The sequence below is a fragment of the Bradyrhizobium cenepequi genome (genome assembly GCF_020329485.1).
GTDB classification, from domain to species: domain Bacteria; phylum Pseudomonadota; class Alphaproteobacteria; order Rhizobiales; family Xanthobacteraceae; genus Bradyrhizobium; species Bradyrhizobium cenepequi.
Genome location: NZ_JAGKJI010000007.1, coordinates 159,956 through 185,162 on the forward strand (window position 1 = coordinate 159,956; position 25,207 = coordinate 185,162).

24 protein-coding genes and 1 tRNA gene are annotated in these 25,207 nt (G+C 64.2%); 12 read left to right on the plus strand and 13 right to left on the minus strand.

What is annotated here, in order from left to right; all coding sequences use genetic code 11:
* Positions 1-13: 13 nt before the first annotated feature.
* From J6497_RS11260 to J6497_RS11270, 3 genes are all read right to left on the minus strand, one after another.
* Positions 14-5,221, minus strand: coding sequence for an alpha-2-macroglobulin family protein (locus J6497_RS11260; protein WP_225704328.1), 5,208 nt, complete (start codon positions 5,219-5,221; stop codon positions 14-16).
* A 284-nt stretch (positions 5,222-5,505) separates the two neighbouring features.
* Complete coding sequence (locus tag J6497_RS11265; RefSeq protein ID WP_225704329.1) at positions 5,506-6,171, minus strand: class I SAM-dependent methyltransferase; 666 nt, start codon at positions 6,169-6,171, stop codon at positions 5,506-5,508.
* Between the two features lie 476 nt (positions 6,172-6,647).
* Positions 6,648-6,724 (minus strand) — tRNA-Arg (locus tag J6497_RS11270).
* 565 nt (positions 6,725-7,289) lie between these two features.
* On the opposite strand from J6497_RS11270, the gene J6497_RS11275 reads away from it, so the two are divergent.
* Positions 7,290-7,556, plus strand: a complete 267-nt coding sequence (locus J6497_RS11275; protein WP_225704330.1) for a hypothetical protein — start codon at positions 7,290-7,292, stop codon at positions 7,554-7,556.
* 160 nt (positions 7,557-7,716) lie between these two features.
* Complete coding sequence (locus tag J6497_RS11280; protein WP_225704331.1) at positions 7,717-7,857, plus strand: hypothetical protein; 141 nt, start codon at positions 7,717-7,719, stop codon at positions 7,855-7,857.
* Positions 7,858-8,195: 338 nt separating this feature from the next.
* Here the strand turns inward: J6497_RS11280 and J6497_RS11285 are convergent, their stop codons facing one another.
* The 4 genes from J6497_RS11285 to J6497_RS11300 form a co-directional block, all read right to left on the minus strand.
* The gene (locus tag J6497_RS11285; RefSeq protein WP_225704332.1) at positions 8,196-9,317 is read right to left on the minus strand and encodes a helix-turn-helix transcriptional regulator; all 1,122 of its coding nucleotides are present in this window, start codon (positions 9,315-9,317) and stop codon (positions 8,196-8,198) included.
* 183 nt (positions 9,318-9,500) lie between these two features.
* Positions 9,501-9,851, minus strand: a complete 351-nt coding sequence (locus J6497_RS11290) for a hypothetical protein (protein ID WP_225704333.1) — start codon at positions 9,849-9,851, stop codon at positions 9,501-9,503.
* 177 nt (positions 9,852-10,028) lie between these two features.
* A complete protein-coding gene (locus J6497_RS11295) occupies positions 10,029-10,262 on the minus strand; it encodes a hypothetical protein (RefSeq protein ID WP_225704334.1) in 234 nt (77 codons plus the stop codon).
* A 104-nt stretch (positions 10,263-10,366) separates the two neighbouring features.
* Complete coding sequence (locus J6497_RS11300) at positions 10,367-10,543, minus strand: hypothetical protein (RefSeq protein WP_225704335.1); 177 nt, start codon at positions 10,541-10,543, stop codon at positions 10,367-10,369.
* A 198-nt stretch (positions 10,544-10,741) separates the two neighbouring features.
* On the opposite strand from J6497_RS11300, the gene J6497_RS11305 reads away from it, so the two are divergent.
* Both J6497_RS11305 and J6497_RS11310 read left to right on the plus strand, forming a co-directional pair.
* A complete protein-coding gene (locus J6497_RS11305; protein WP_225704336.1) occupies positions 10,742-10,957 on the plus strand; it encodes a hypothetical protein in 216 nt (71 codons plus the stop codon).
* Positions 10,958-11,177: 220 nt separating this feature from the next.
* Positions 11,178-11,534 (plus strand): DUF6481 family protein, encoded by a 357-nt coding sequence (locus J6497_RS11310; protein ID WP_225704337.1) that lies wholly within the window; start codon positions 11,178-11,180, stop codon positions 11,532-11,534.
* Between the two features lie 129 nt (positions 11,535-11,663).
* Here the strand turns inward: J6497_RS11310 and J6497_RS11315 are convergent, their stop codons facing one another.
* Entirely contained in the window at positions 11,664-11,909 is a 246-nt protein-coding gene (locus J6497_RS11315; RefSeq protein ID WP_225704338.1) for a pentapeptide MXKDX repeat protein, read from the minus strand.
* 325 nt (positions 11,910-12,234) lie between these two features.
* Between J6497_RS11315 and J6497_RS11320 the strand changes: the two genes are divergently transcribed.
* The 3 genes from J6497_RS11320 to J6497_RS11330 are packed head-to-tail and all read left to right on the plus strand — an operon-like array spanning position 12,235 to position 15,163.
* Entirely contained in the window at positions 12,235-13,257 is a 1,023-nt protein-coding gene (locus tag J6497_RS11320) for a TRAP transporter substrate-binding protein (protein WP_225704339.1), read from the plus strand.
* Complete coding sequence (locus J6497_RS11325) at positions 13,254-13,808, plus strand: TRAP transporter small permease (RefSeq protein ID WP_225704340.1); 555 nt, start codon at positions 13,254-13,256, stop codon at positions 13,806-13,808. The genes J6497_RS11320 and J6497_RS11325 overlap by 4 nt, the downstream gene beginning before the upstream one ends.
* Positions 13,805-15,163: a TRAP transporter large permease gene (locus J6497_RS11330; protein WP_225704341.1), complete on the plus strand. Its 1,359-nt coding sequence runs from the start codon at positions 13,805-13,807 to the stop codon at positions 15,161-15,163. The genes J6497_RS11325 and J6497_RS11330 overlap by 4 nt, the downstream gene beginning before the upstream one ends.
* A 98-nt stretch (positions 15,164-15,261) precedes the next feature.
* Here the strand turns inward: J6497_RS11330 and J6497_RS11335 are convergent, their stop codons facing one another.
* From J6497_RS11335 to J6497_RS11345, 3 genes are read right to left on the minus strand one after another with little or no spacing between them, the layout of a single operon-like run.
* Positions 15,262-16,170, minus strand: a complete 909-nt coding sequence (locus tag J6497_RS11335; RefSeq protein ID WP_225704342.1) for a hydroxymethylglutaryl-CoA lyase — start codon at positions 16,168-16,170, stop codon at positions 15,262-15,264.
* The gene (locus tag J6497_RS11340; RefSeq protein WP_225704343.1) at positions 16,170-18,176 is read right to left on the minus strand and encodes an acetyl/propionyl/methylcrotonyl-CoA carboxylase subunit alpha; all 2,007 of its coding nucleotides are present in this window, start codon (positions 18,174-18,176) and stop codon (positions 16,170-16,172) included. The genes J6497_RS11335 and J6497_RS11340 overlap by 1 nt, the downstream gene beginning before the upstream one ends.
* A gap of 2 nt (positions 18,177-18,178) precedes the next feature.
* On the minus strand, positions 18,179-19,783 hold the full coding sequence (locus J6497_RS11345; protein WP_225704344.1) for a carboxyl transferase domain-containing protein: 1,605 nt from the start codon (positions 19,781-19,783) through the stop codon (positions 18,179-18,181).
* Between the two features lie 318 nt (positions 19,784-20,101).
* Between J6497_RS11345 and J6497_RS11350 the strand changes: the two genes are divergently transcribed.
* Together J6497_RS11350 and J6497_RS11355 are read left to right on the plus strand one after the other, a co-directional pair.
* The gene (locus J6497_RS11350) at positions 20,102-20,752 is read left to right on the plus strand and encodes a TetR/AcrR family transcriptional regulator (protein WP_225704345.1); all 651 of its coding nucleotides are present in this window, start codon (positions 20,102-20,104) and stop codon (positions 20,750-20,752) included.
* 26 nt (positions 20,753-20,778) lie between these two features.
* Positions 20,779-21,246: an Lrp/AsnC family transcriptional regulator gene (locus tag J6497_RS11355; protein ID WP_225704346.1), complete on the plus strand. Its 468-nt coding sequence runs from the start codon at positions 20,779-20,781 to the stop codon at positions 21,244-21,246.
* Here the strand turns inward: J6497_RS11355 and J6497_RS11360 are convergent.
* A complete protein-coding gene (locus tag J6497_RS11360; RefSeq protein ID WP_225704347.1) occupies positions 21,243-21,659 on the minus strand; it encodes a MarR family winged helix-turn-helix transcriptional regulator in 417 nt (138 codons plus the stop codon). The genes J6497_RS11355 and J6497_RS11360 overlap by 4 nt on opposite strands.
* A gap of 88 nt (positions 21,660-21,747) precedes the next feature.
* On the opposite strand from J6497_RS11360, the gene J6497_RS11365 reads away from it, so the two are divergent.
* Positions 21,748-22,200, plus strand: coding sequence for a DUF2000 domain-containing protein (locus J6497_RS11365; protein WP_225704348.1), 453 nt, complete (start codon positions 21,748-21,750; stop codon positions 22,198-22,200).
* 24 nt (positions 22,201-22,224) lie between these two features.
* Here the strand turns inward: J6497_RS11365 and J6497_RS11370 are convergent, their stop codons facing one another.
* On the minus strand, positions 22,225-22,533 hold the full coding sequence (locus J6497_RS11370) for an ETC complex I subunit (RefSeq protein ID WP_225704349.1): 309 nt from the start codon (positions 22,531-22,533) through the stop codon (positions 22,225-22,227).
* A gap of 225 nt (positions 22,534-22,758) precedes the next feature.
* Here J6497_RS11370 and J6497_RS11375 point away from each other — a divergent pair, with 225 nt between their 5' ends.
* Both J6497_RS11375 and J6497_RS11380 read left to right on the plus strand, forming a co-directional pair.
* The gene (locus J6497_RS11375; RefSeq protein WP_225704350.1) at positions 22,759-23,916 is read left to right on the plus strand and encodes an OpgC domain-containing protein; all 1,158 of its coding nucleotides are present in this window, start codon (positions 22,759-22,761) and stop codon (positions 23,914-23,916) included.
* A 206-nt stretch (positions 23,917-24,122) separates the two neighbouring features.
* Positions 24,123-25,136: an IS5 family transposase gene (locus tag J6497_RS11380; protein ID WP_225704351.1), complete on the plus strand. Its 1,014-nt coding sequence runs from the start codon at positions 24,123-24,125 to the stop codon at positions 25,134-25,136.
* Positions 25,137-25,207 lie beyond the last annotated feature (71 nt).

Consider the following 25,207-nt stretch of genomic DNA (forward strand, 5'->3'; position numbering starts at 1 on the left):
TGCGCCATCTCGCTCATTTCGCCGCGCGTACCTCCACGGTGCCGGTGCCGGTGCGACCATAGCGCGAGGGGTTGTACATGTCCTCGACATAGGCCTGCGGCAGCACGTATTTGCCGGGCGAGACCGCGCGTACGACGTAGGCCACCGTGAACACCGACTTGGCGTCGCTGGCGCGGTCGATCGCCGCGGTGAAGCGGTCGTCGCGGAACTCGGTATGCTCGGGCTCCTCACCGTCCTCGATCCAGTCGAGCGTGCCGGAATCGCCGGAGGACACCAGGTGCGGGTTGTCGATCTCGAGCCCGGCCGGCAGATAATCGGACACGATGATGTGTCCATATTCCGGCTTGGCCTCGGTGATCTTCAGCACCACGGCAAAACGGTCGTTCTGCTTCGCCTTGCCGATCTCGGCCGGCTTGCCGTCCAGCGTGAAGTAATTACGCTCGATGTTGAAGCCGTTGGAAGCGGCCGGCTCCGGCGTCACCGGCGAACCCGACACCGAGACCACGACCTGAACCGGCGCCTCGCCAGTGTTGGTGATCTTGATCGGCTTGCCGGCCATCGTTTCGGCCTTGTAGCTGCGGAAGACGGCGGTCTTGACCGGCTGGCCGTCGATGTCGAGGCTCAGCGTTTCCTTGGCGAGGGCGCGGGCGGCCAGTACCAGCCAGGCGTTTTCCTGGGTCGAGGAGTAAGGTGTCAGCCCCCGCGCCGCTTCGACGCGCGCGACGGCGCCGATCATGGTCGCGCGCGGCGCATTGCCTTCGCCGGCGAGCGAGACCAGCGCTGCAGCATCGCGCAGCGCCGAGCCGTAATCGGTGCGGCCGAACTCGAGCACTGGCTTTGGATTGAGGGAGTCGAGCGCGGCGGTATACACCCGCTCCGCCCTGGCCCTGTCACCGACCAGCGCTAGTGCGGCTGCGAGCTGCGATTTCGCGATCGGGGTCGCGAGGTTGTTCAGCTTGGTGTCCGCGAGGTAGCGCAGATCGCCAATTGGCGCGACGCCACTGCGGGCGAGCACATAGAGGCCGTAGGCGAGATCGCGGCCGCCGTCCTTCTCCGGCTCGTTGGCGTTCACCACGGAATTACGGATGCGGTCGAGCGCGTTCTTGAACAGCACATCCGGCACCACAAAGCCCTTCTCGCGGGCGCGGGTCAGGAAGTCGGTCACATACGCATCGAGCCAGGCGTCGTCGCCACCGGCCGACCACAGGCCGAACGAGCCGTTCGAGCCTTGGCGGGCAAGCAGCCGCTCCATCGCGTCCTTGATGCGCTGATCGACCGCGGTGTCCATCGCCAGATGCGCGCCGGCGGCGAGATCGTTGACATAGAGCAGCGGCATCGCGCGGCTCGTGATCTGCTCCGAGCAGCCGTACGGATAACGGTCGAGCGCCTTGAGGATGGTGGCGGCGTCGAGCGCAGTGGACAGGCTCGCCGACAGCGACACGCTGCCGGTGCCCTGGACGAGATCGCTGAACATGTCCGACGCGAGGGTCAGGCTTTCGCCCTTTGCCAGCGTGCGAACCGAGCGGCGCGCCAGCACCTGCGTTGCCGCCTTAACGTCCAGCGCATAGTGCCGCGCCAGCGTCAGGCCGTTCGGGCCTGTGATGTCAACATCGAGATTGGCGGCGCCGGCGCCGCCGGCATCCAGCGCCAGCGACAACGAGGTGCGCTGCTTGGCGGCGAGCCTCACCGTGGTGGCCGGATTGCCCGAGAGCTTCACCGGACCGGACGCCTTGACGTTGATGATATAGTCGCCCGCCGCGCCCTCGACATTGTCGATATCCATGCTCATGGTCCCGCGGTCGCCATTGAGCAGGAAGCGCGGCAACGTCGCCGTCAGCACCACGGGATCGCGCACGGTGACGTCTGTCGTGGCGCGGCCAAGCTTGGTGGCGCTCCAGGCCACCGCCATTACCCGTGCGGTGCCGGCGAATTCCGGAATGTCGAAGCTGATCTCGGCGGTGCCATCGACGCCGACAGTGACGATGCCGGAATAGAGCGCGAGCGGCTTCTGCGTGGGCGGCGAGCCCTGCAATTCGGCGCCGCCGGAATCGCCGCCGGTCCTAATCTGGCCGCGCGTGCCCTGCATGCCGTCGATGAGCTGGCCGTAGAGGTCGCGGATCTCGGCAGTGAGGCGACGCTGGCCGAGATAGTAATCGTCGGGTGCCGGCGGCTTGTAATTAGTGAGGTTGAGGATGCCGACATCGACGGCGGCGACCACGACCTTGGCGTCTTCGCCGGGATTGAGCCCGTCAAGCTCGACCGGGATCTTCAGCGCCGAGCCCGGCCGCACCAGCGGCGGCGGCCTGAGCGTCACCGCGAGCGTGCGGGCCTTCTTGTCGATACCGAACCATTTCAGCCCGATCGCACGGCCCGGCATGCGCTGCCCGGCCGTATCGAGCGGACGGCGCAAGGTCGTCATCACATAGGCGCCAGTGCCCCAGTCCTTGCCGACCGTGAGCCTGACCTGCTGGGTGCCTTCCTTGACGTCGATGCTCTGCGTCGTCAGCACGCGATCGCCGAGCACATTCACGGTCAGCCTGCCGGCGGAGCGGACGTTGACGGAAACCACCATGGTGTCGCCGGACTGGTATTCCGGCTTGTCGATCGAGGTCTCCAAGAGATCAGGCGTATCGGCGCTGCCGTCGGAGTACCAGCCGACGTCGAACTGCACCGAGGTCAGCGGGCCATCGGCATCGTTCGACTTGACGTCGAGGCGGTAGCGGCCCGGCTGCGGCGCGAATGAGAGCCGCGACGGCTTGTCGGCGGCGAGATGGACATCGCCATCGGCGACACGGCTGGTCGACTTGACCGGCTCATAGTCCCAGGATGAGCCTTGGCGATACCATTGATAACGCGACTCGATCTTCAGGAGCTCGTAGCGCAGGCCGTCGCGGGCGAGCTGCTTGCCGTCGGGATCGACGTACACGACGTCGAACTCGGCCTTGTCGCCTTCCGCCACGCTCTTGTCGCCGAATAGCGGCTTGATGCCGATCAGCGAGCTCGCCGGCGCTACCGGCAGCACGATCTTGCGCTCGACGGACCGGCCGCCGGTCTCGGCCATGCGGACGAAGATCTGCGCTTCCTGCGGGCGGGTCGAGGTCGGTGTCTTCTCCAGCATGACCGGGAAGATGGCCGTACCCTTGGCATCAGACTCCGGCAGGTTCTCGATCGGCGTGCGCTCGTTGCTGGCGCTCTCCTCATCGGCGATGCCGAACTGGTAGCCGGGGTAGCCGGGACGCCCCGAGGCGGCTGGCGTCACCAGCATGTCGCCCTCGAGCTGCAGCCCGGAAGCCGGTGCGCCATAGAGGAAATGACCGTCGACCTTAAGTTCCACTGGAACTTCAGCTTTGATGACCTTGTCCTTGGCCGTCAGATCGAATTCGATCCGCTCGGGGATGTAGTCTTCGACCATGAAGGTGGTCTCGCCGACCGAAGAGCCCTTCGGATCTGTGAACGCCCGTACCCGCCAGGTTCCGGTCGGCACCGCCGAATTGAGCGCGACGGCCATGGTGCGGCCGCCGGCGCCCTGGTCGGGCAGCACGGCGCGGCGGAATTCGACGCCGTCGGGGCGCTCGATCACGAGGGTGAGCGGGCCGCCGGTCATGGCGTTGCCCTGCCCGTCCCGCAACAGCGCGGTGAGATAGACGGTCTCGTTGGAGCGGTAGACGCCGCGCTCGGCATAAACGAAAGCATCGGCGCCCGCGGGCACCGCCCGTCCCGCGACGCCGCGGTCGGTCAGGTCGAAGCCGTTGCTCTTCAGGCTCAGGAAGGCATAGTCCGCCTTCTCGCTCGTAACCGTGAGCAGCGCCGGCGACAGACCGCCCTCGCCGCGCGCGAGCCCGGCCTCGAACAGCACATGGCCGGTGTCGTCGGTCTTGCGGGTGGCCAGGATCTCATTGTTGCGGGCGACCAGCTTGACTTCGGCCTTGGCGACCGGCTCCGTCGAGGCCAGCGAATTGACGAAGACGTGGATGCCGTCATTGCCGGAGAACGCGGATAGCCCCATGTCCGAGACGATGAACCATTGCGTCGCCAGCGTGCCGTCATCGTCGCTGCTCGGCCCCTTCGCGGCGGCGGTCATGACATAGACGCCGGGCTGCAGATCGCCCAGCGCCTGGTCGACCGGGAACGCGGTGACGACGTCCTGATTCAGGGTAGCAGCGGTCGCAAGCTCGCCGGACCACACTTTCACGCCGCGCTGGTCGCCGAGATCGGAGAGCTGGTAGCTGCTCAGTGCGCGTTGGAAGTCGCTATCGATGACGGTGTTGATCAGGTTGCGGTCGCCGATCCGGAACACGTCGATGGTGACGGCCGGCGTGTTGACGCTGACCACGGGGATGCCGCGCTGGCCGGTACGCGGCAGCACATAGGCGCGGCCGGTGAAGCGCACGAACGGCTTGCGGTCGCGCACATAGATGTTGAACTCGGCCGACTTCGGCAGCACTTCCTTCACGGTCGACGGCAGGCCGGCGCGCAGATTGATGTTGTAGCGCTCGCCGTGCTTCAACCCGTCGACGCAGAGTTGTTTGCCCTCGGTGGTGAGCGCCGGCTTGTCGGTGCCGGCAAGCGCTATGAAGGGCGCGAAATCGACACGCTTGGCCAATTCCTCTGAGAACTGGAAGCAGGCCCGCGGCGTGGCGCCATCAGAATCCACGCTGTAGTCGAGCAGCCGGAAGCCATGCTCGTCGCGCATCTTCTCATACTGGCCACGGACGTCGGCAACCTCGCGCATGTCGAGCGACATCCGGAGCGCATCGAGCGCCGGCCGCCACAATTTGCGATCCGACAGCGCCCGGCCGAGCACGGCCAGCGCATCGGCCTCCTCCGCCTGGTTGCCGGCGCGTTGATAGGCGATATAGGCGGCGGTCGAGGCACGCTCGAGCAGGAAGGTCTGCTCGGTCGAGCTCGACGTGCGGATCTGGAAGATGGTGCGGGCAAGCCGCAGCCAGTTGCCGCTATCCTCCGGCGCGGTGGCGGCAATCTGGCCAAGGATCTGCAAGCCGGTGCGGAAGTCGGCGCGGCGGAAGGCGACATCCGCATCGGTCTTCAGCGTCGCCATGCTCTTGGCGACCGGCCCCGCCTCGGTCCTGATCTGCGCCTCCAGCTTGATCGCGGAATCGGCGAGGTCGTCGCGCTTGAACGCCTTGTCAGCCGCCTGCGCTGCCGTAAGACCAAGCGCCAGCGCTGCGCAAAAAGCTGCGGCACGAACCAAACCAATCATGACGGATCTCCCGGGGCGGCGAACGAACGCCGCGTGACCAATAAAAGGGCGCGAAAAGGTGACAGACTGATGGCGCGGAAACAACGTAGCGAAGCGTCGCAAACAGGCATTACCAGACAGTCCTATGTCCGGCGCGCGGCGCAAGCCGGCGCGACAGGCAGTAAGCGCGGACCGCAAGACGCCGTCCACCGCCCGCTTTTGTCGCCCGATTGCCGAAAAGGGTTCGCGGTCTGCCTAGCGAAAGAATGAATATTTCGGATCGGCGACGAGCGAGCGCCCCCGTTTCAGTGCCGAACGAAGCGGAACTGCTGGGTACCGTGCTCGCGCGGATCCGGGCCGCGCTCGGCCAGGCGATAGCCCTGGTGTACCGTGAGAAATGACTCCGCCGGAATCCAGTTCCTTGCGTATTTGACGAGCTTGTCCTTCGATGTCGGCAGCGATCCCGGACCGTTGTCGCTAAGGAACGACGTCTGCACCTCTGCTTTGGCTTTGGCGTCGGCGTCGCTGATCGGCACGCGATGCCATGCCATCGCGGCCGGCCGCGTGGCGCACAAAGTCCGGATGGTCTCAATTGCATCCGGGACGTATTGGATGGCGCCGTTGGAGTGCATCAGTTCGACCTCTCCGAGCCAGTCAGCGGCTTCGTGGATATCGCTGAAGAACATCAGCCGATTGGTCGCGAGCTGACGGGCGCGGCGCGCCATCGCCGGCGTTTCCACCACGGCCCAGCGGATATCGGGCGACTGCTTTCGCGCAAGCTTGTAGTGCAGGCCGGCGCCGCCTCCGAAATCGAGCACTGAATTGACCCCGACCACGAGCGGCCAGTCGCCGTCGGGATCATAGGCGATGGTCTTGCGGAAGATCGTCTCGACCAACTCCTGGTTCTCATAGCCCTCGATGACTTCGCGGGGCGGAAACAGCTTGCGTCTCAATTTCTGCAACAGAGTCATCGTCGCCCCCGGCCCAAGCTCTCTTCGGCAGTGCAGCCTCCTTACCGTCAGAAACATTTGGAAACAATTCGGCCATGTGTGAATTGCGGTCACGTTCCGTTGCCTGCGTCGCCGACACCAAAGAAAGGGCGTTTGCGAGCCCTTGCGGCGGGCGCCACGCCGCTAACCGATGCAGCCAGTCGGGCCGCACCGCACGCAGACGTCACAATGATACCGAGAGTTGGGCAGCGAGGCCCTGGTCTCAACGTCGGGGCGCTTCCGGCACGGATCGGGAGAGAACGTCGAATGGCCCGCCGCCTCGTCAGAGCGTGGCTTTATGACCGCTTCATCGTGACAATGCAGGTCGAAAAGCTTGGGCCGAAACTGATCGCCGCGACCGAACCAACATGTTTCTCGTCCGCGAGCCCGTCTTGCCGCATCAGGTGCCAGTTGGCCGATCTCGCACTTCGAGCATTTCTAGCGACCGCTTTGGCCGCTGGCGATCCCGGCAGGATTCGAACCTGCAACCCGCGGAGTAGAAATCCGCTACTCTATCCAGTTGAGCTACGGGACCTTCTTGGCGCGGCATCAGCCGTCGAGCCTTTCAATAGTATAATCATAGGTCTGTCGCCAGCATCGCACAGTCCAAAATAACAGTAAAAACATAAGGCTGGGGATCCGGCCTCCCGAGCTCCGGGCTGCGACTGTCCAGGCAAACCGACAAGGCCAACCGAATCGCAACGTCGGCCGTATTTCCGGACAAAGGCAATTCGGTCCGCGAAAGCAACGCGTTCGCCAACCGGTTAGCAACCACCTTCCCGGCCCAAACCGAGGAACGAAGCGGCGGGACCTGAGTCGAATCATGGCCTCCGGTCGAACGCCCCCTACCCCCACCGGCCGGAGGAAAACCTCCAAGGTTGGCGGCCCCAGCACACCTGGGGCCGTTTGATGAGTCTCGGGCCAAGGCGGCCATCTCCAGGGCAAGGCTCGGCGGCGGGTCCGGCTCGCGCGACCGTTGGCGAGGCTCCCCCCAGGGTTAATTTTCGGTCGCCAGATTTGGCAAAGGTCTTGCTAATTGCTGCTCCGACACCGCAGCCCCGTCAGGGCTGCACCGAGTTGGATCAAGCGGGAGCAATGCCATGGGTGCCGCGTCTCAGATTGGGAATTCCAGCATCACTGCAATACGTGACGTCCTCGTCATCCAGACGATGCTCGAGGATCTGCAAAGATCTGTCCGGATCCTCGATTGCGACATCGCGACGGAGGAAGCCACCGGCGGGATCAACGACGCCGCAGATCCGCGGTATCCATTGCTTGCCAGGACCCTTTCGAGGCGCCGGGACAATCTCAAATCGACCATCCTGGCACTGACGGAACGGCTGGGCCAATTGACCTCGATCCGATAGCTCCCCTGTTCCAGACCTGCCTGCAACCGGATGGAAGGCAGGATGGTACCGTTTGTGGGCGACCGAGACGACGGGCAGGTTTGCGCCCAGCGCCTTGCTGGCGCCACCAGCATGCCTTAAGGGCGCTGCCATATTCCCATCCACGCTTCACTGGAACTCGATGCGAAAACTACTTATCACGCTCTCGGCCGCCCTTGTGGTGGCGGCGAGCCTGCTCGTACTCAGGAACGAACTGCACGCGAGGCCTGCCACGCAGTGCGGCTTCTGGGGCGAGATGGAAGCCGGAATGTCCTGCCGGTGAATTTGCCACCGTTCGCGGCATTGGAACGAAGGCGCCGACTGGGGCGGAGCTGACGCGAGCGGCGAAGATCAATGCCGCCGCGTGGTCTGGCCCCGCCAACCACGCCCCGAGCAAAACCCGGGCGCGCCAATTCTCGAAATTTGGTCTCGTTGCGATCGTCGGAGGTGAGGTATTGGCTACCGCCGGCGTCGACCACCCGACTATCGCTTGGCATGATCTCTTCATTGGTCGCGGGCGCGGCGACATCCCCCAAATGGGGACTGTCCGCTGATTTTCTCTGGAATTCGAGGGCGGTATGGCTAATCCGCCGCGTCTTGCGCCCGCGCCAGGCAACCGGGCTATCTGAGCACCAGCCGCGCCAGGAGTGCGGCCAGTTCGCCCTGCCGCGACACGCCTACCTTCGAGAACACGCGCTTGAGGATGGTCCGGGCGCTCTCCTCGGTGATGCCGAGCTTGTCGGCAGCATCGCGCGGCGACTGGCCGGTGCCGACCAGCGCCGTCACCCTCGCCTCGCCCAGCGTCAGGCCGAGCACATCGCGGATCAGCGACGGATCCGGCGGGCTGTTGTTGTCGGGGTCGACCACCAGGATGAGCAGCCTGGCCTGGGTCAGGAACTGGTTGATGCTGTTGGCCGCCATCGAGACGGGCAGGACATAGAGCGCAAGCGGCCGACCCGACGTTCGCCGGTGCACGATGATCGGCTTTTCGCCAGCCAACACATCCTCGGCGCGGTACGCCGCGAGACGTTTCATCGCAGCCGAGGCCGGCGAGTTCAGGGCCAACGATCCTGCCGTAAGCTTCTCCTCCACGATCTCGAGACCATCGCCGAGGAGCGACTCGGCCTTCGGGTTGGAGAAGATCACGCGGCCGACCGAGTCCAACACAAAGACCCCGGTCCCCAACCTCGCAAGGGCGGCGCCGAGGCCAAGCTTGCTCAGTTCCGAATCCATCAGGCGGATGCCAAGGCGGAGCGACCGTTCGACGTGGCGGCCGAGCTGGGCCACGAGATCGAGCTCGGCGTCGCTGTAGGCCGGCTTGCCGCTCGCGCGCTGGATGCTCATCGCCACCTCGATCTTCGCATCCGGCGAGACCGTTGCGGCGGCGAAATATTTCAGGCCGTATTTCCGAAGCAGCACGGAGTAGAACGGGTCGTTTGCGATGTCCTCTTCGGAGACCACGTCGCGGTCGGTTATGACGTCGCGATTGAAGAAATAGCCACGCTCGCGCGCGCGGTTCGCGCGGATATCCCGAAAAGTCCACTCGCGCATGTATTCCTGCGCGATCGCATCGAGGGAGGCGGACTGGATGGCGCCAAAACTTCCGTCATCCTTGCCATAGAGCAGGATCGCTCCGACGTCGCTGAGGCAATCGGCAATGCTCTGCAGCGCCACCGGCCAATGCGACGGCTCCGCAGCGGATTGGTAAATGGCGTCGACGGCCTTCAGCAGGTGATGCGGCATTGGAAAGGACCGATCGAACAACGGATGAACGCGTGGCGAATCAATCACGAGGATTGAATGCATACGACAGTGCAGTTGGATGGCAGGAAACGATAATGGGCAAGTCCGTACAATCACGGCCATTGCGTGGTAGGCTCAACGACCGACGGCCAGTCGCAGTCGGCTGCCCCGATGATGCGTGGCTCACTGCTTATCGAACGGGATATATTGCCGATACTGCTTCGGCACCGAGCTGCGATAGCGGGCTGGCACCGTTCCGGTCTCGATCGAGTGATCGATCTCCTGCTGACGCGTCCGTTTCCGGGCGACTGTCTTTTTCTTCCTGGGCGCAGCCTTCTCGGTGGTGGACGAATTCGAATCCGGCTGGGTGGCGGCTGGCGTTGTCGCGGTGGTCGCGGCAGGTGCCGGCGTGTTCGCTGCAGGCGCGACGGTGTCCGTGCCGGCCGCCGGGGCGGTCTGTGCCACTGCGTAACTCGAGTAGGACATCAACATGAACGCCGCTGTGACTGCGGCAAGGCTGGAAAGCTTTTTCATCGAAAAACTCCAATCAATGTCGAATGTCAGGCCCTCGTGCAATGCAGGGCATTAGACCATGAAAGCCCGCCGCGCGCCAACGCGGAGGGTCCGCTCGCATCGCAGGATACGCCGATCGTACCCGCGGGTTATGTTGCCACGCTCGCACGCGATGCGCGCTGACGGGTCACGGAGAGACTAGCCGGGGGACGGCTGTTGCGCGTGCGCACGCGCAGGCTCCGGCCTTCTATCTCTGGTGCAGCTCGTCATGACAAAGGCGATGCGGCTGCATTGCCACCCCGGCCCGAGTGCCGCGCTCGCTACCGTCTCGTGAGAGAGGCTGCCGGCTGAAAGCAGCGCCACGCCAAAACCGATCACGACGATGACGGCCAGCAGCGCAAATCCCTTGCGACTATAGAGTTGGTGGATCATGCGATCGTTCCTGTTCAGTTTGCGCGGAGCATAGGACTGGCTCGCCCCTCTTTCTGTGATCGGAATCACAATTGCCCGCGGCGTTTTAGCGCTGTCCCCACGGGCTATTGCGCCGGCTGGATCACGTTGCAGTTGGTCCGTCCCGACATCAGGCAGTCCTGCATCTTGCTCGCCGCGGTCAGCTCGCGCGCCAGCCACAAGCCGGCGGCCAGCATCGCGGCCGCGATCAAGAGGCCGACGATCGCGCCGCGGCGACTGCCGCCTTCCCTCGGGTCTGTCATGATTGTATCGGTTCCCGCACCGTCCCCACAGAGATCGTGGTTGCAGCAGCTGCTTCGCAAGTGCACGCGTGATCACATCTGCAACAGCTGACGGATAAATTCTCAAAGCCTGGGCATAAGTGTTGCAAATCCGTTGCACCTGTTCGCGTGCTGCTCAAGACTGCGCGCCTTCCGGTAAGTGCGTGTGCGGAGCGTGCCATGGGTCAACAAGAAACGGGCTACGACTATCATCGATACAAGAAACTGCTGGCGGAAGCGGTCGACGACGGCAAGCGGCTCGAATTGATCGAGCTTCTGATCCGCGAGAGGGCCCGGGACAAGCTCGAAGCGCAGCGGACCTCCGATCGCGTCGCCATGACGGCGCAGACCGTCGCCAGGGTGCTGGGAACCTCCCGGTCGCGTGACAGCTTCTAGCTTGTTCTGGCACGGCCAGAAATTTTAGCGAAGTTGGACGCAGATCGCCGGATTGCACCTGGCAATCATCGGCTCATCTCTGCCGCGGATACATCGCGAACGAGCCTGTTCGGCATGCCAATTGAACGCTGGCATTTTGCGCCGGGTTCACTTATGTGCTGGGCAGAACCCCATTTCCGTCACCCCTCCAACCAGCAGTGAAGGTAACAAGGCTCTCTCGATGAGCGGCTTCAAGGAACCGAACTTTTCCGACCGACAAAAGGCGGCGCAGCGGGCCCGGCAGAACATTCTAGAAAAATTCCGTTCCCGTCCCGGGCCCGATGATCCCCAGGTGCAGGCACGGACCGCCGAGCGCGCGGCGGTTGCGGCCGCCCGGGAGCAGGCAAGGCTTGCGCGGGAGGCGGCCAAGGCCGAGCAGAAGCGTCTCGAGGAAGAAGCCGCCGCCGCGGAAACTACAAGGATCGCCCGCGAAAAGGAAGAGGAAGCCGCGCGTCAGGCCGCGCTCGAAGCCGATCAGAAGGCCAAGCGCGACGCGCGCTACGCGGCCCGCAAGGAACGCAGCAAGAAAAAGAAGTAAGGGCGTTTCCCGCGACACGCTCGAGGCAGGCAAGGCTTGCTCCCGGCATTCAAGGTGAGAGGACTCTCCACGAGCACTGCTCGCGGCGAGTCCTTCCTCGCGGCGAGTCCTTCTCAGACAAGACGGCAATCAGTTCTTCTTCATGCCGTCTTCCTTCTTCATTGCATCATCCTTCTTCATCATCCCGTCGCTTTTCTTCATGCCGTCATGCTTCGACATGGAGTCCTTGGACATGGAATCCTTGGACATCGTGTCTTTCTTCATGGCGTCGTCCTTGCCCATCTTGTCCTGGGCAAACGCTGCGGGCGAGAGCGCGACACTGAAAGCGACAAGAGCGGTGGAGACGCCGAGGCCGATACGGGTCGAGAAGGTCATGGTGGTCATCCTTGCTGCGGGTTGATCATGGAGCGACGTCTGCCGCTCTTCTCTCGACGCCGGCGGAATGGCCGTTGTTACCTTCTCACAAAGTCTTGAAGGGGTGTGCGGACCGCGGCTGCCCGAAAAGGAGACGCTGCGGCAGATCGTCGGCTCTTGTGTGCGGTGCGGTAATACCTGCCTCTGGTGTGACGCTTGGCGCCAACGCACCAAGCCGTCTCAAACTATCAGCCTAGAGAAAATTCTGGCAAAGTTCGCCTAAATGCGGCCCTCAAGTTCCGCCTTATCGCAAATCAAGAACAGCCTTTTCAACGGGAGAAACTTTATGCTTACTCGCCGCCACGTCCTCGCCTCAGCACTTGCCGCGCCTGCGGTCCTCCGCTTCGGCGTCGGCACCGCCCAAGCCGCGACCACACTGAAAATCTCGCACCAGTTCCCCGGCGGCACCATCGACAAGGGCGATTTCCGCGACCGCCTCTGCCGGACGTTCGCCGCGGAAGTGGCGAAGCGCTCCGGCGGCGAGTTAGCAGCCGAAGTCTATCCGAACTCCTCGCTGATCAAGACCAACGCGCAGTTCTCCGCCATGCGCAAGGGCGCGCTCGACATCAGCCTCTACCCGATGCCCTATGCCGGCGGCGAGCTGCCGGAGACCAATATCGGCCTGATGCCGGGCCTGGTCACGACCTACGACCAGGGCCTGCGCTGGAAGAAAGAGCCGGTCGGCAAGGCACTTTCCGACTTCCTGGCGGACAAGGGCATCATCCTCCTGACCTGGGTCTGGCAGGCCGGCGGCGTCGCCAGCCGCTCCAAGCCGATCGTGGCGCCCGAGGACGCCAAGGGCATGAAGGTGCGCGGCGGCTCGCGCGAGATGGACATGGTGCTGCAGACGGCCGGCGCGGCCGTGCTGTCGGTGCCCTCCAACGAACTCTATGCGGCGATGCAGACCGGCGCCTGCGACGCCGGCATCACCTCCTCCACCAGCCTGATCTCGTTCCGCCTGGAAGAAGTGGCGAAATCGCTGACCTCCGGCGCCGGCACCTCGTACTGGTTCATGCTGGAGCCCTTGATGATGTCGAAGGCGATCTTCGACAAGCTGCCGAAGAACCAGCAGGACGTCATCCTTGCCGTCGGCGCTGAGCTCGAAGCCTTCGGCAAGAAGGGCGCGCACGACGACGATGTCGAGGTCGCCAAAGTTTACGAGAAGGCCGGCGCCAAGGTCGCCGCGCTCGATGCGGCCACCGTCAATAAGTGGCGCGACATTGCGCGCGATACGGCCTGGAAGGACTATGGTGCCAAAACCGCGACGGCAGCCAACCTGTTGAAGCTCGCAAACGACGTCGCCGCATGATGCATGGTCCGGTCGCGGATCAAGTCGAACGTCAGACCGTCGTCACGGGCAATGCGCTCGTGGCGGCGCTGTCGCGCGGGCTTGCCATCTGCAACAACATCGTCGTCGTGTTCGCGTCCATCGCGCTGATCGCGGCCTGCGTGATCCTGAGTTACAGCGTGCTCGGCCGCGCTCTATTCCGCAGCCCGAACTACTGGCAAGACGAGGCCGCGGTGTTCCTGCTGGTCGGCGCGACCTTCATGACCGCGGCCTATGTGCAGGGCCAGCGCGGCCATGTCAGCATCGAGGCCTTCGTCGGGCTGATGTCGCCGCTCGCAAATCGCGTCAGGCTGTGGCTCGTCGATGCCGCGAGCCTGGCGTTCTGCGCTTTCTTTGCCTGGAAATCCTGGACATTGGCGCATGAGGCCTATGTCGACGGCCAGGTATCGAACTCGATGTGGTCGCCGCCGCTGGCGATCCCCTATGTGCTGATGGCAGTCGGCATGACGCTGCTCTGCCTCCAGCTCCTGTTGCAGATCATGATTCCGTTGATGGGTGGCGCACGCCGATGAGTGTGCTTGGCATTGGCATCAGCTACGGGCTTGCCACCCTGTTTGCGATGTTCTCGGGCATGCCCATTGCATTTGCCTTGGGCGCGGTCGCGGTCGTGTTCATGGCGATCTACATGCCGACGGCCTCGCTCGATACCGTGACGCAGAACGTCTACGAGGAGATGGCGTCGATCACGCTGCTGTCGATCCCGCTGTTCATCCTCAAGGGGGCGGCGATCGGCAAATCCCGCGCGGGCCAGGATCTCTATTCGGCCCTGCACGCCTGGCTGCACCGCGTGCCCGGCGGGCTCGGGGTCGCCAACGTGTTCGCCTGCGCGCTGTTTGCGGCAATGGCGGGCTCCTCGCCCGCGACCTGCTCGGCGATCGGCTCGGCCGGCATCCCCGAGATGCGCAAGCGCGGCTATTCCGGCGGCTTTGCGGCCGGCATCATCGCCGCCGGCGGCACGCTCGGCATCCTGCTGCCGCCCTCGATCACCATGATCCTGTTCGCGGTTGCGGCGGAAAAATCGCTGGGACGGCTGTTCCTCGCCGGCATCGGACCGGGCCTGTTGCTGGTGACGCTGTTCGGCCTCTACGCGATGTATCGTTTCCGCAAAGAATATGCGGCCGCGCGCGCCGCCTATGACGCGACCGGTGCGGACGCCGCGATCCTGCAGCGCGACGAGTTCACGATGGCCGACCGCTTCAACGCGCTGCCGCGGGTGCTGCCGTTCGTGTTGCTGCTGACCGGCGTGATGATCGCGCTCTATGGCGGCTATGCGACGCCCTCCGAGACCGCCGGCCTCGGCGGACTATTGGCGCTCGCGCTGATCGCCGTGATCTACAGCGTCTGGAAGCCGAGCGACCTCGAGCCGATCCTGAAATCCACCATCCGCGAATCGACCATGCTGATGATGATCATCGGCATGTCGTTACTCTACTCCTACGTGATGAGCTACCTGCACATCTCGCAATCGGCGGCTGAGGCGATCGTCGCGATGCACCTGCCGCGCTGGGAATTGCTCGCCGCGATCCTCGCCATGGTGATCGTGCTCGGCTTCTTCCTGCCGCCGGTCTCGATCATCCTGATGACCGCGCCGATCATCCTGCCGCCGCTGCGCGCCGCCAATTTCGACATCATCTGGTTCGGCGTGGTGATGACCATCGTGATGGAGATGGGGCTGATCCATCCGCCGGTGGGGCTGAACATCTTCGTCATCCGCAACGTCGCACCCGACATTCCCTTGAGCGAAGTGATCTGGGGTACGCTGCCGTTCGTGCTGCTGATGATGCTCGCGGTGCTGCTGCTGTGTTTCTTCCCGGGGATATCGACGTGGCTGCCGGACCTCGTGATGGGGCCGGAGGGAGCGAGGTGATGCTTCCGTAGGATGGGTAGAGCGAAGCGAAACCCATCAGCTTCGAAGCAAGCCGCGCAAATGGTGGGTTTCGCTTCGCTCTACCCACCCTACAAGTTCTACGAAGTCACGCGCTTCTTCTTCGCGTTCAGCGCGCTGGCGACACGGCTCACCGGCGGACGGCCGAGCAAGCGGCTGACCTCGTTCGTCGCGGCAAGCAGCTTGTCCATGTCGACGCCGGTTCTGATCCCCATGCCTTCGAGCATGTAGATGACGTCCTCGGTCGCGACGTTGCCGGTCGCGCCGGGTGCGTAGGGGCAGCCGCCGAGACCGCCGGCGGCGGAGTCGATGACGCGGACGCCCTCCTCCATGCCGGCGTAGAGATTGGCGAGCGCCTGGCCGTAGGTGTCGTGGAAATGCATCGCGAGGTGTTGCACGGGCACGTGGCTCGCCACCGCACGCATCAGCTCCCGCGCTTTCACTGGCGTGCCGACGCCGATGGTATCGCCGAGCGAGATCTCGTAGCAGCCGAGGTCGAACAGCGTCTTGGCGACATCGACGACGGCCTGCGGCTTCACCTCGCCGTCGAAGGGGCAGCCGAGCACGCAGGAGATATACCCGCGCACCTTGATGCCGTCAGCCTTGGCCCTCACCAGCACCGGCTTGAAGCGCTCGATCGATTCCGCGACCGTGCAGTTGATGTTGGCGCGCGAAAATCCTTCCGAGGCCGAGGCAAACACCGCGATCACCTTGGCGCCGGCGGTTTGCGAGGCCTCATAGCCCTTCTCGTTCGGCACCAGCACATGGAATTCGCCGGGCAAATGGCTGACACCGCGCAGCACCTCGGCCGATCCCACCATCTGCGGAACCGCCTTCGGCGACACAAAGGCGCCGACCTCAACGATCGGCAGGCCGGCGCCGATCAGGCGCTCGATGAAGGCGATCCGGTCGGCGACGCTGATCGGCGTCTTCTCGTTCTGCAGCCCGTCGCGCGGGCCGACCTCGACAATGCGGACGGTCTCGCTCATCACGCCTCTTCCGGTTCGATTTCGGCGAGTTCGACACCCTCGCCGACGATATCGCCCACCTTGCACTTCAACTTTGTGAGCACGCCGGCAAACGGGGCGCGCAAGGTCTGCTCCATCTTCATCACCTCAAGCGTCAGGATCGCCGCGCCCTTCTCCAAGGTCGCGCCCTCCTCGGCAAGCAGCGCGACCACGGTGCCCGGCAGTGGCGCGACGATCTTGTCCTCGCCGACCTGCTCCTCGGTCTCGCCGCCGAACGGATCGACCCAGTGCAGGTCGAAGCGGCCGTTGCGTGTTCGCAGGTAAAGCTCGTGGCCCTCGATCACGGCGACGACATGGGACTTCGTCCCATCGAGCGTCAGATCAAAGCCGCCGTCCGCGGCAGGCGCCAGCGCCAGCACGGACTCGCGGTCTCCGACGGATACCGTCGACGGCCCATTGCCGTAGCGCAGCGTCACCTTCTGTTCCGCGCCCTGCCCCTGCCGGAACGAGAACACCCGCTGCCGCTGGCCAACCGGCATCCAACCAAAGGTCTGCCACGGCGAATGCGCTTCCTTCCGTGCGGCTTTCTGCTCCTCATTCAGGATCGCCGCGACGGCGGCACAGAGCTCGAACGCACTGGCAGAGCCTCGTTCTGCCGTCAGGCTCTTCAGTTCGCGCTCGATGAAGCCGGTATCGACCGCATTCGCGACCACGGCCGGATGCGTCACCAGCGCCGACAGGAACGGGATGTTGGTGACGATGCCGCGAACGTCAGTTTCTTCCAGCCCGCGGTTGAGCTTTTCGAGCGCGACCTCGCGCGTCGGCGCCCACGCAATCACCTTGGCCAGCATCGCGTCATAGTGCGGCGAGACGTTATCGCCGCTGCGATAGCCGGCGTCGATGCGCAGGCCGTCGCCCCCCTCCGGCGTGCGCCAGGTCTTGATGCGGCCGACCGAGGGCATGAAATTCTTCTGCGGGTTCTCGGCATAGACCCGCGCCTCGATGGCGTGGCCGTTCAATTTGATCTCGTCCTGGTTCAACGGCAGCTTCTCGCCGAAGGCGACGCGGAGCTGCCATTCCACGAGATCGACGCCGGTGATTAGCTCAGTCACTGGATGCTCGACCTGCAGGCGCGTGTTCATCTCGATGAAGAACACGTCCTTGCCGTCGGAGACGAATTCGATGGTGCCGGCGCCAACATAGTTGACGGCCGCCGCGGCCTTCCGCGCAGCCGCACAGACGGACTCGCGCTGGGTGGCATTCAGCGTCGGTGATGGCGCTTCCTCGACCACCTTCTGGTGCCGGCGCTGCAGTGTGCATTCGCGCTCCCACAGCGAGAGCAGATTGCCGTGGCTGTCGCCGATGATCTGCACTTCGATGTGGCGCGGGTTCTGGACGTATTTCTCGATCAGCATGCGATCGTCGCCGAACGCCGCCTTGGCCTCGCGCTTGGCGCTGACGATCGCGGCCGACAGCTCGGCCGGCGAATTGACGACACGCATGCCGCGTCCGCCGCCGCCGGCGGACGCCTTCACCAGCACCGGGAAACCAATACGCTTGGCGGCGCTCGCCAGCGTCGCCTCGTCCTGCGCCGCGCCGTGATAGCCCGGCACCAGCGGCACGCCCGCTTTCTCCATCAGTTCCTTGGAGCCGGACTTGGAACCCATCGCATTCATCATCTCGGCGGTCGGACCGACGAACACCAGGCCGGCGTCGAGGCAGGCCTGCGCGAATTCGGCATTCTCGGAGAGGAAGCCATAGCCGGGATGGATCGCCTCCGCGCCGGTCTCGCGCGCCGCTTCGATCACGTGCGGGATGTTGAGATAGCTGTCGCGCGCCCGCGCCGGTCCCAGCAGCACGGCCTCATCGGCGAGTGCGACATGCATCGCGTCGCGGTCGGCTTCGGAATGGACGGCGACGGTGCGCAGGCCCATCGCCCTGGCGGTGCGGATGACGCGGCAGGCGATCTCGCCACGGTTGGCGATCAGCAGGGTGCGAAAACGCCGGTAGAGTCTTGAGCGATCCATCGTCACATCCTGAACAGGCCGAATTTCGTCGGTTCGATCGGCGCATTGGAGGCGGCCGAGAGGCCGAGGCCGAGCACCAGGCGTGTATCGGCGGGATCGATTACGCCGTCGTCCCAGAGCCGCGCGGTCGCGTAATAGGGATTGCCCTGGCTCTCATATTGCGCACGGATGGGCGCGCGGAACTTCTCCTCTTCCTCCACCGACCAGGTGTCGCCCTTGGCCTCGATATTGTCGCGCCGGACCTGGCTCAGCACCATCGAGGCCTGCTCGCCGCCCATCACCGAGATGCGCGCATTCGGCCACAGCCACAGGAAGCGCGGGCTGTAGGCGCGGCCGCACATGCCGTAGTTGCCGGCGCCATAGGACCCGCCGATCACGACGGTGAACTTCGGCACGCCGGCAGTCGCGACCGCCGTCACCAGCTTGGCGCCGTCGCGCGCGATGCCCCCGGCTTCGTACTTCTTGCCGACCATGAAGCCGGTGATGTTCTGCAGGAACACCAGCGGGATGCCGCGCTGACAGCACAATTCGATGAAATGCGCGCCCTTCAGCGAGCTCTCGCTGAACAGGATGCCGTTGTTGGCGATGATCCCGACCGGAAAGCCCCAGATATGGGCAAAGCCGCAGATCAGCGTCGTGCCGTACAGCCTCTTGAACTCGTCGAACTCGGAACCGTCGACGATCCGCGCGATGATATCGTGCACGTCGAACGGCTTGCGGCCGTCGGAGGAGACCACGCCATAGATCTCCTCGCCCGGATAAAGCGGCTCGCGCGGCTCGCGCATGTTGAGCGCGGCGCGTGCCGGCGGCTTCAGGGTCGCGACGATGCGCCGGGCGATGCCAATCGCGTGCGCATCGTTCTGCGCGTAGTGGTCAGTGACACCAGATTGCCGCGAATGCACGTCGGCGCCGCCCAGCTCTTCGGCGGTGACGACCTCGCCGGTCGCAGCCTTCACCAGCGGCGGACCACCAAGGAAGATTGTGCCTTGATTGCGCACGATGATGCTCTCGTCCGACATCGCCGGCACATAGGCGCCGCCGGCGGTGCAGGAGCCCATCACGATCGCGATCTGCGGAATGCCCGCAGCCGACATCTGCGCCTGGTTGTAGAAGATGCGGCCGAAATGCCGCTCGTCCGGAAAGATCTCGTCCTGTAACGGCAGGAAGGCGCCGCCGGAGTCGACCAGGTAGACGCAGGGCAGATTGTTCTGCCGGGCGATATCCTGGGCGCGCAGATGCTTCTTCACCGTCATCGGATAATAAGTGCCGCCCTTGATGGTGGCATCATTGGCGACGATGATGCATTCGCGGCCCGAGATGCGCCCCACACCGGTGATTACGCTCGCCGAATGCACGTCGCCGCCATAGAGGCCGTTGGCCGCGAGCGGCGACAATTCCAGGAACGCGGTACCGGGATCGACCAGGAGGTCGACGCGGTCGCGCGCCAGCATCTTGCCGCGCGCGGTATGCCTGATACGGGACGCCTCGCCTCCGCCGCCCGCAACCTGACCAAGCTTGTCGCGGAGCTCGGCGACTAGGCCACGCATTACCTCGGCATTGCGAGAAAATTCGGAGGATCTGGGATCGATCGTGGAATGAAGCTGCATGTTGCGCTTTTCTGCCGCGTGTTTCGACAACCTTCAAACTAGGACATCGCGCCGTATCGCGCGATAGGCTCAGGCGCTCAAGCCGGGGATACCGTCTTGCGGAATTGACCGCCTTTGCAGGGGTTCGAGACCATGGCTTCCTCCCATCGTCCTGGATTTATAACGAACGATCATACGTTTTTTTATTGCAGTCTCAAGAGCATCGGTATCGGGCCGATGTTGAACCTATAGTTCATTGATTTTACTGAATTTTCCAGCTATAAACATACGATCGTTCGCTTGTTTCCCTGCTTTCTCCAACGCTCTGCGAGAGTCCCGATGGCGCGCACGATCGGCTCACACGGCCCAACGACGCTGGAGGCGATCCGGAAAGCCGGAACGCGCCTGATCTTCGAACATGGCTATGAGGCCATGAGCCTGCGGCAGCTCGCCGCCGAGGTCGGCATCCAGGCGGGATCGCTCTACAACCATATCAGCACCAAGCAGGAACTGCTGTTCGACCTGGTGCAGCATCATATCAACGAACTGCTGCGCCAGCTCGACCTCGCGCTCAAGGCCAAGAGCGGTCCGGAGGAAAAACTCCGCGCCTTCGTCGCCTTCCACGTTAGCTACCACATGACGCGCAAGCGCGAGGTCTACATCGCCAATTCCGAGCTGCGCAGCCTGGAGCCGAAGAATTATGCGGCGGTGATCGCCTTGCGCGAGGCCTACGAGCGGCGCCTCGCCGACATTCTCGAAGAAGGTGTTGCGCAGGGCGTCTTCGAGCTGGTCGATGTCCAGGTCGCAACTTTTGCGATCCTGGCGATGTTGACGGGACCGTGCACCTGGTATCGTCATGGCGGCCGACTCTCGAAGGAAGCCATCATCGCCACCCATGAAAAGCTGGTGCTGTCGGGCATTGCGCCGCAGGCGGCTGCTCCCCCTGCCCGCGTCAGCCGCAGGGCCACACGGCGTGTTGCCGCAGGATAGTTCGTTCGTCAACGCACGAGGCATTCATGACCGAGCGCGCCGAGCTCGACGAAATCGACCGAAAGATTTTGTCCGAGCTGCAGCAGGACGGCCGGCTGCGCTATAACGACCTGGCGCAACGGGTCGGCATCTCAGCGCCGGCCTGTCTGCGCCGCGTCCGCGCACTGCGTAGCCGCGGCGTCATCAGGGACGTCCGCGCGAGCCTCGACGAGCGAACGCTCGGTTACGAGGTGGTGTCCTTTGTCCTGATTCAGTTGACCAGCCAGAACCAGGCCACGCTGGAGGTGTTCGAGGCATCGATCGCCCGCCTGCCACTGGTGCAGCAATGCTGGCGCATTTCAGGCGAAGCGGATTTCCTGCTCAAATGCGTGGCGGCAAACGTGCAGGGCATGCATCAGCAGCTCCTGCAGTTTTCGACGATGCCCGAGGTGCGCACCATCAGGAGCTTTCCAGTGCTCGGCGTCTCCAAGGACGCCCCGCTGCCGCTGCCCTAGCTCGACGCGCCGACCTTGCGCAGCATCCGGTGGAAGCGCGGCCAGTCCCTGCCGAGAAGCTCCGCGACTTCGGCGTTGAGCTTCTCCATCGCGGAATCCAGCGGAGCGCGCAGCGCGCGGCCACGATCAGTGAGATAGAGACGGTAGACGCGCCGGTCGCTCGCATCGACCTCGCGCCTGATGAGGCCCGAGCGCTCGAGCCGGTCGATGACGCCGGTCATGGTCGCGCTGTCGATGACGAGCCGCGCACTCAGCTCGGCTGCTGTCTGCGCGTCCTTTTCCCAGAGCACGCATAGTGCGGCGTACTGCACCGGCGTCACGTCGTGTTCGCCCAGCAATTCCTTGGCACGCCGTGTCACCCGCTGCTGCGCCTTTCCGAGCAGAAAGCTGATGCAGTCCTCGATCTTGTCCATCGTTCCCTTCCGGCCCGCGAAGCCAGGTTGACGCTTTCTATGCACACATGTTACTTGTATACAAGTCACTTGTACGGCGAGGTTGGTGATGGTGCATGCTGCTGACCGCGATTCCGAGGACGGCGCGTCGGAGCCGCAGCGCTGCGTGGCGGTGATCGATGCGGGTTTGCCACTCGGCAAGGCCGCCAACGCCGCCGCCGTGATGGCGCTGACCATGGGCGCCCGCCACCCTCACCTCGTGGGCGACGCGCTGATCGACGCCGCCGGCAATCCCCATGCTGGACTGATCCCGATCGGAATTCCCGTGCTCGGCGCGCCGAAGGAGGATTTGCCGCGGATCCGGCACAAGGCCGCCGAGGCAGGGATCGAGATCGTCGACTTCCCCGTGCCGGGACAAGAGACCACCGACTACGGCGAATTCCGGCGCATGATGAGCGGCCTGGCGCCAGACAGCATCGAATATCTCGGGATCATGCTGTTCGGCGCCAAGAAGCGGGTCGGCCGCATCGTCGGCAAATATTCGCTGCTCCGCGCGCCCTGAGGCGGCCAGGCGCGGTTAAGCGCGTTAATGCGTCCAGGGTTCGCCGCGCCGGAACGAGAAATTGTCGGCATAGGCGATCTGGCGATAGACCGGCTCCTTCGGCTCGAGCACCTGGTAGGGGATGCCCTTGCGTTCGCAATAGGCGATCGCCTCCTCCTTGGTGTGGAAGCGGAGGGTGAGCTGCTGCTTCATGTCGCCCGACGAGGTCCAGCCCATCAGAGGCTCAACCATCCGCGGCTGTTCCGGCTCGTAGTCCAGTTGCCATTCCCTGGTTTGGGCACGCCCCGATTGCATCGCGTTTTTGGCGGGCTTAAAAATGCGTGCTGTCGTCATGGATCGTCGAACCTTCGGAGATGTGCGACACGGAAGCGTGTGGAGGAGACGCCCGGGATAGTATAGAGACACCTTTCACGGATGTGATGGGTGATTCCTGAACCCGGATGTTACCTTCCCATCCGGTATAGCCATTCTGCCGCGCTGTGACAATCTGGCCGCGGATGGTCGCAAGCGGCCCTCGCGGCGCGGCCTTCTCGAAAGCATCACTTCGAAGCGGGACCCATGAAAATCAACGCCATCCTGCCCGAAAAGGGACGCGACCTCCGGCTCGACCTGTTTCGCGGGGTCGCGAACTGGGCGATCTATCTCGACCACATCCCCGACAATGTGGTGAATTGGATCACCACGCGGAATTACGGCTTCAGCGACGCGGCCGACCTCTTCGTCTTCATCTCCGGCTATACCGCCTCCTTCGTCTATGCCCGCATGATGCTGGAGCGCGGCTTCATTGTCGGCGCGACCCGGCTGACCAAGCGGGTCTGGCAGCTCTACGTCGCCCACATCATCCTGTTCGTGATCTATATCGCCGCGATCAGCTATCTGGCGTTGCGCTTCGGCGATTCCAACCTCATCAACGAGTTCAACGTCGCCGGCCTCGTCGACAACGCGACCGAGACCCTGCGCCAGGGCCTGTTCCTCAAATTCAAGCCCGTCAACCTCGACGTGCTGCCGCTCTACATCGTGCTGATGGGCCTGTTCCCGCCGGTGCTCTGGTTCATGCTGCGACAACCGAACCTGACCATGATCGCCTCGATCGCGCTGTGGCTGGTGTCGCGGCAAACCGGCTGGAATCTGCCGGCCTATCCGGTTGGAGTGTGGTACTTCAACCCGTTCGCCTGGCAGGTGCTGTTCGTATTCGGTGCCTGGTGCGCGATGGGCGGCGCTCGCAAGAATGCCGCGATCATCAACTCGCGCTACACGCTCTGGTTCTGCATCGCCTATCTGATCTTCGCGCTGGCCATGACCATGGCCGGCCGCTTCCCGGATTTCGGCGTCATGTTCCCGGACTGGCTCTATTCGGCCTTCAACCCGAACGACAAGACCAACCTTGCGCCCTACCGCTTCATCCACTTCGCGGTCATCGTGATCCTCGTGATCCGCTTCATCCCGAAGGACTGGGCGGCGCTGGAATGGCGGGTGTTCGATCCCCTGATCGTCTGCGGCCAGCAGTCGCTCGCGGTGTTCTGCGTCGGCGTGTTCCTGTCATTTGTCGGGCATTTCGAGCTGTCGATGAGCTCGGGCTCGCTGTTCGCGCAGATCTTCGTCAGCATCACCGGCATCGCGATCATGGCGATCGTGGCCTATTACATTTCCTGGTCGAAGCGGCAGGACAAGCCGCTGCCGAAGACGCCGACGCCGACGCCTGCGAAGGCGACGTAGGCTTTCTTCTCCCTCGCCCCGTCCTTACGGGGAGAGGGTCGGGGTGAGGGGCTGCTTCCGCGAACACGATAGCAGATGGATTCGCGGAGGCTCCCCCTCACCCGGAATTCAAGCCGCGCTTGAATTCCGACCTCTCCCCGCAAGCGAGAGCTTTGCACAAATCGCGAATCTGCGATTCTCTAGGCCCGTTGGAGAAGGGGCTGGGGATGGCATATCGGCAGGTTGGGCAACCGAGCTTCGCAGATGCGCTGGTAGCGCGGCGGGGAAAAGGCAATCCGGTGCTGAGGCGGATCGGCGAGCTGGTCGATTGGGCGGCGGTGGAGCTTGTGCTGCGCGGCCTTCCGGAACCGGAGCGTGGCGCGCCGCCCTACCCGCGGCTGGTGATGTTCAAGGCGCTGCTGCTGCAGCAATGGTATGGACTGTCCGATCCGGAGCTTGAAGAGGCGCTGGATGACCGCGCCTCGTTCCGCGATTTCTGCGGTTTTGTGCTGGGCGACGAGACCCCCGACCACGCGACGATCTGGCGCTTCCGCGAGACGTTGCGGCGGGCCGGTCTGGACGAGACGCTGTTCGGTGAGATCGTGCGCCAGATTGAGGCGCGTGGGCTGGTGCTGCGGCGGGGCACGCTGATCGACGCGAGCCTGATCCCGGCGGCGGTGAAGCCGCCGAAGCCACCGAAGGAGCCGCAGCTACCGGGTCCGGATGGTCGGGCACCGAGCAAGCTGGTCAACAGCAAACGCGATGCGGATGCGCGCTGGACCAAGAAGGGCGGCAAGCGGTACTTCGGCTACAAGGCGCATGTCGGCATCGACCAGGGTTCGGCGATCATCCGCCGCAGCAAGCTGACCGACGCTGCGGTCAACGACACGGTGCCGGCCGACGAGCTGATCAGCGGCGACGAGAAGGCGGTCTACGCCGACCAGGCCTATGACAAGCACGAGCGCCGCCGCGGGCTCGCGGCGCGGGGCATCAAGCCGCGGCTGATGTTCCGGCCCAACAAGCATCATCCCCTGACCGAGCGGCAGAAGCGCTTCAACGACGCGGTGGGCCGGCGCCGCGCACCGGTCGAGCAGGTCTTCGCACGTCTCAAGGGCGTCTACCGCTGGGCGCGCGCCCGTTATCTGGGCCTCGCCCGCAACCAGACGCATCTGCGCCTGCTCTGCCTCGCCATGAACCTCAAACGATGGGCGGTGCTGCGGCCTGTGGGGGCCGCGGCATGACCGCCATCGCCCACCGCCATCGGTCGGCCGTGAAAACGAGACCGTCCACCCCTCGCGCGCCGCCTGAAGCC

Excerpts from the sequence above, each read along its gene's own strand:
- J6497_RS11260 (WP_225704328.1), bottom strand. The coding sequence starts at position 5,221 with ATGATTGGTTTGGTTCGTGCCGCAGCTTTTTGCGCAGCGCTGGCGCTT.
- J6497_RS11265 (WP_225704329.1), bottom strand. The coding sequence starts at position 6,171 with ATGACTCTGTTGCAGAAATTGAGACGCAAGCTGTTTCCGCCCCGCGAA.
- J6497_RS11275 (WP_225704330.1), top strand. The coding sequence starts at position 7,290 with ATGGGTGCCGCGTCTCAGATTGGGAATTCCAGCATCACTGCAATACGT.
- J6497_RS11280 (WP_225704331.1), top strand. The coding sequence starts at position 7,717 with ATGCGAAAACTACTTATCACGCTCTCGGCCGCCCTTGTGGTGGCGGCG.
- J6497_RS11285 (WP_225704332.1), bottom strand. The coding sequence starts at position 9,317 with ATGCCGCATCACCTGCTGAAGGCCGTCGACGCCATTTACCAATCCGCT.
- J6497_RS11290 (WP_225704333.1), bottom strand. The coding sequence starts at position 9,851 with ATGAAAAAGCTTTCCAGCCTTGCCGCAGTCACAGCGGCGTTCATGTTG.
- J6497_RS11295 (WP_225704334.1), bottom strand. The coding sequence starts at position 10,262 with ATGATCCACCAACTCTATAGTCGCAAGGGATTTGCGCTGCTGGCCGTC.
- J6497_RS11300 (WP_225704335.1), bottom strand. The coding sequence starts at position 10,543 with ATGACAGACCCGAGGGAAGGCGGCAGTCGCCGCGGCGCGATCGTCGGC.
- J6497_RS11305 (WP_225704336.1), top strand. The coding sequence starts at position 10,742 with ATGGGTCAACAAGAAACGGGCTACGACTATCATCGATACAAGAAACTG.
- J6497_RS11310 (WP_225704337.1), top strand. The coding sequence starts at position 11,178 with ATGAGCGGCTTCAAGGAACCGAACTTTTCCGACCGACAAAAGGCGGCG.
- J6497_RS11315 (WP_225704338.1), bottom strand. The coding sequence starts at position 11,909 with ATGACCTTCTCGACCCGTATCGGCCTCGGCGTCTCCACCGCTCTTGTC.
- J6497_RS11320 (WP_225704339.1), top strand. The coding sequence starts at position 12,235 with ATGCTTACTCGCCGCCACGTCCTCGCCTCAGCACTTGCCGCGCCTGCG.
- J6497_RS11325 (WP_225704340.1), top strand. The coding sequence starts at position 13,254 with ATGATGCATGGTCCGGTCGCGGATCAAGTCGAACGTCAGACCGTCGTC.
- J6497_RS11330 (WP_225704341.1), top strand. The coding sequence starts at position 13,805 with ATGAGTGTGCTTGGCATTGGCATCAGCTACGGGCTTGCCACCCTGTTT.
- J6497_RS11335 (WP_225704342.1), bottom strand. The coding sequence starts at position 16,170 with ATGAGCGAGACCGTCCGCATTGTCGAGGTCGGCCCGCGCGACGGGCTG.
- J6497_RS11340 (WP_225704343.1), bottom strand. The coding sequence starts at position 18,176 with ATGGATCGCTCAAGACTCTACCGGCGTTTTCGCACCCTGCTGATCGCC.
- J6497_RS11345 (WP_225704344.1), bottom strand. The coding sequence starts at position 19,783 with ATGCAGCTTCATTCCACGATCGATCCCAGATCCTCCGAATTTTCTCGC.
- J6497_RS11350 (WP_225704345.1), top strand. The coding sequence starts at position 20,102 with ATGGCGCGCACGATCGGCTCACACGGCCCAACGACGCTGGAGGCGATC.
- J6497_RS11355 (WP_225704346.1), top strand. The coding sequence starts at position 20,779 with ATGACCGAGCGCGCCGAGCTCGACGAAATCGACCGAAAGATTTTGTCC.
- J6497_RS11360 (WP_225704347.1), bottom strand. The coding sequence starts at position 21,659 with ATGGACAAGATCGAGGACTGCATCAGCTTTCTGCTCGGAAAGGCGCAG.
- J6497_RS11365 (WP_225704348.1), top strand. The coding sequence starts at position 21,748 with ATGGTGCATGCTGCTGACCGCGATTCCGAGGACGGCGCGTCGGAGCCG.
- J6497_RS11370 (WP_225704349.1), bottom strand. The coding sequence starts at position 22,533 with ATGACGACAGCACGCATTTTTAAGCCCGCCAAAAACGCGATGCAATCG.
- J6497_RS11375 (WP_225704350.1), top strand. The coding sequence starts at position 22,759 with ATGAAAATCAACGCCATCCTGCCCGAAAAGGGACGCGACCTCCGGCTC.
- J6497_RS11380 (WP_225704351.1), top strand. The coding sequence starts at position 24,123 with ATGGCATATCGGCAGGTTGGGCAACCGAGCTTCGCAGATGCGCTGGTA.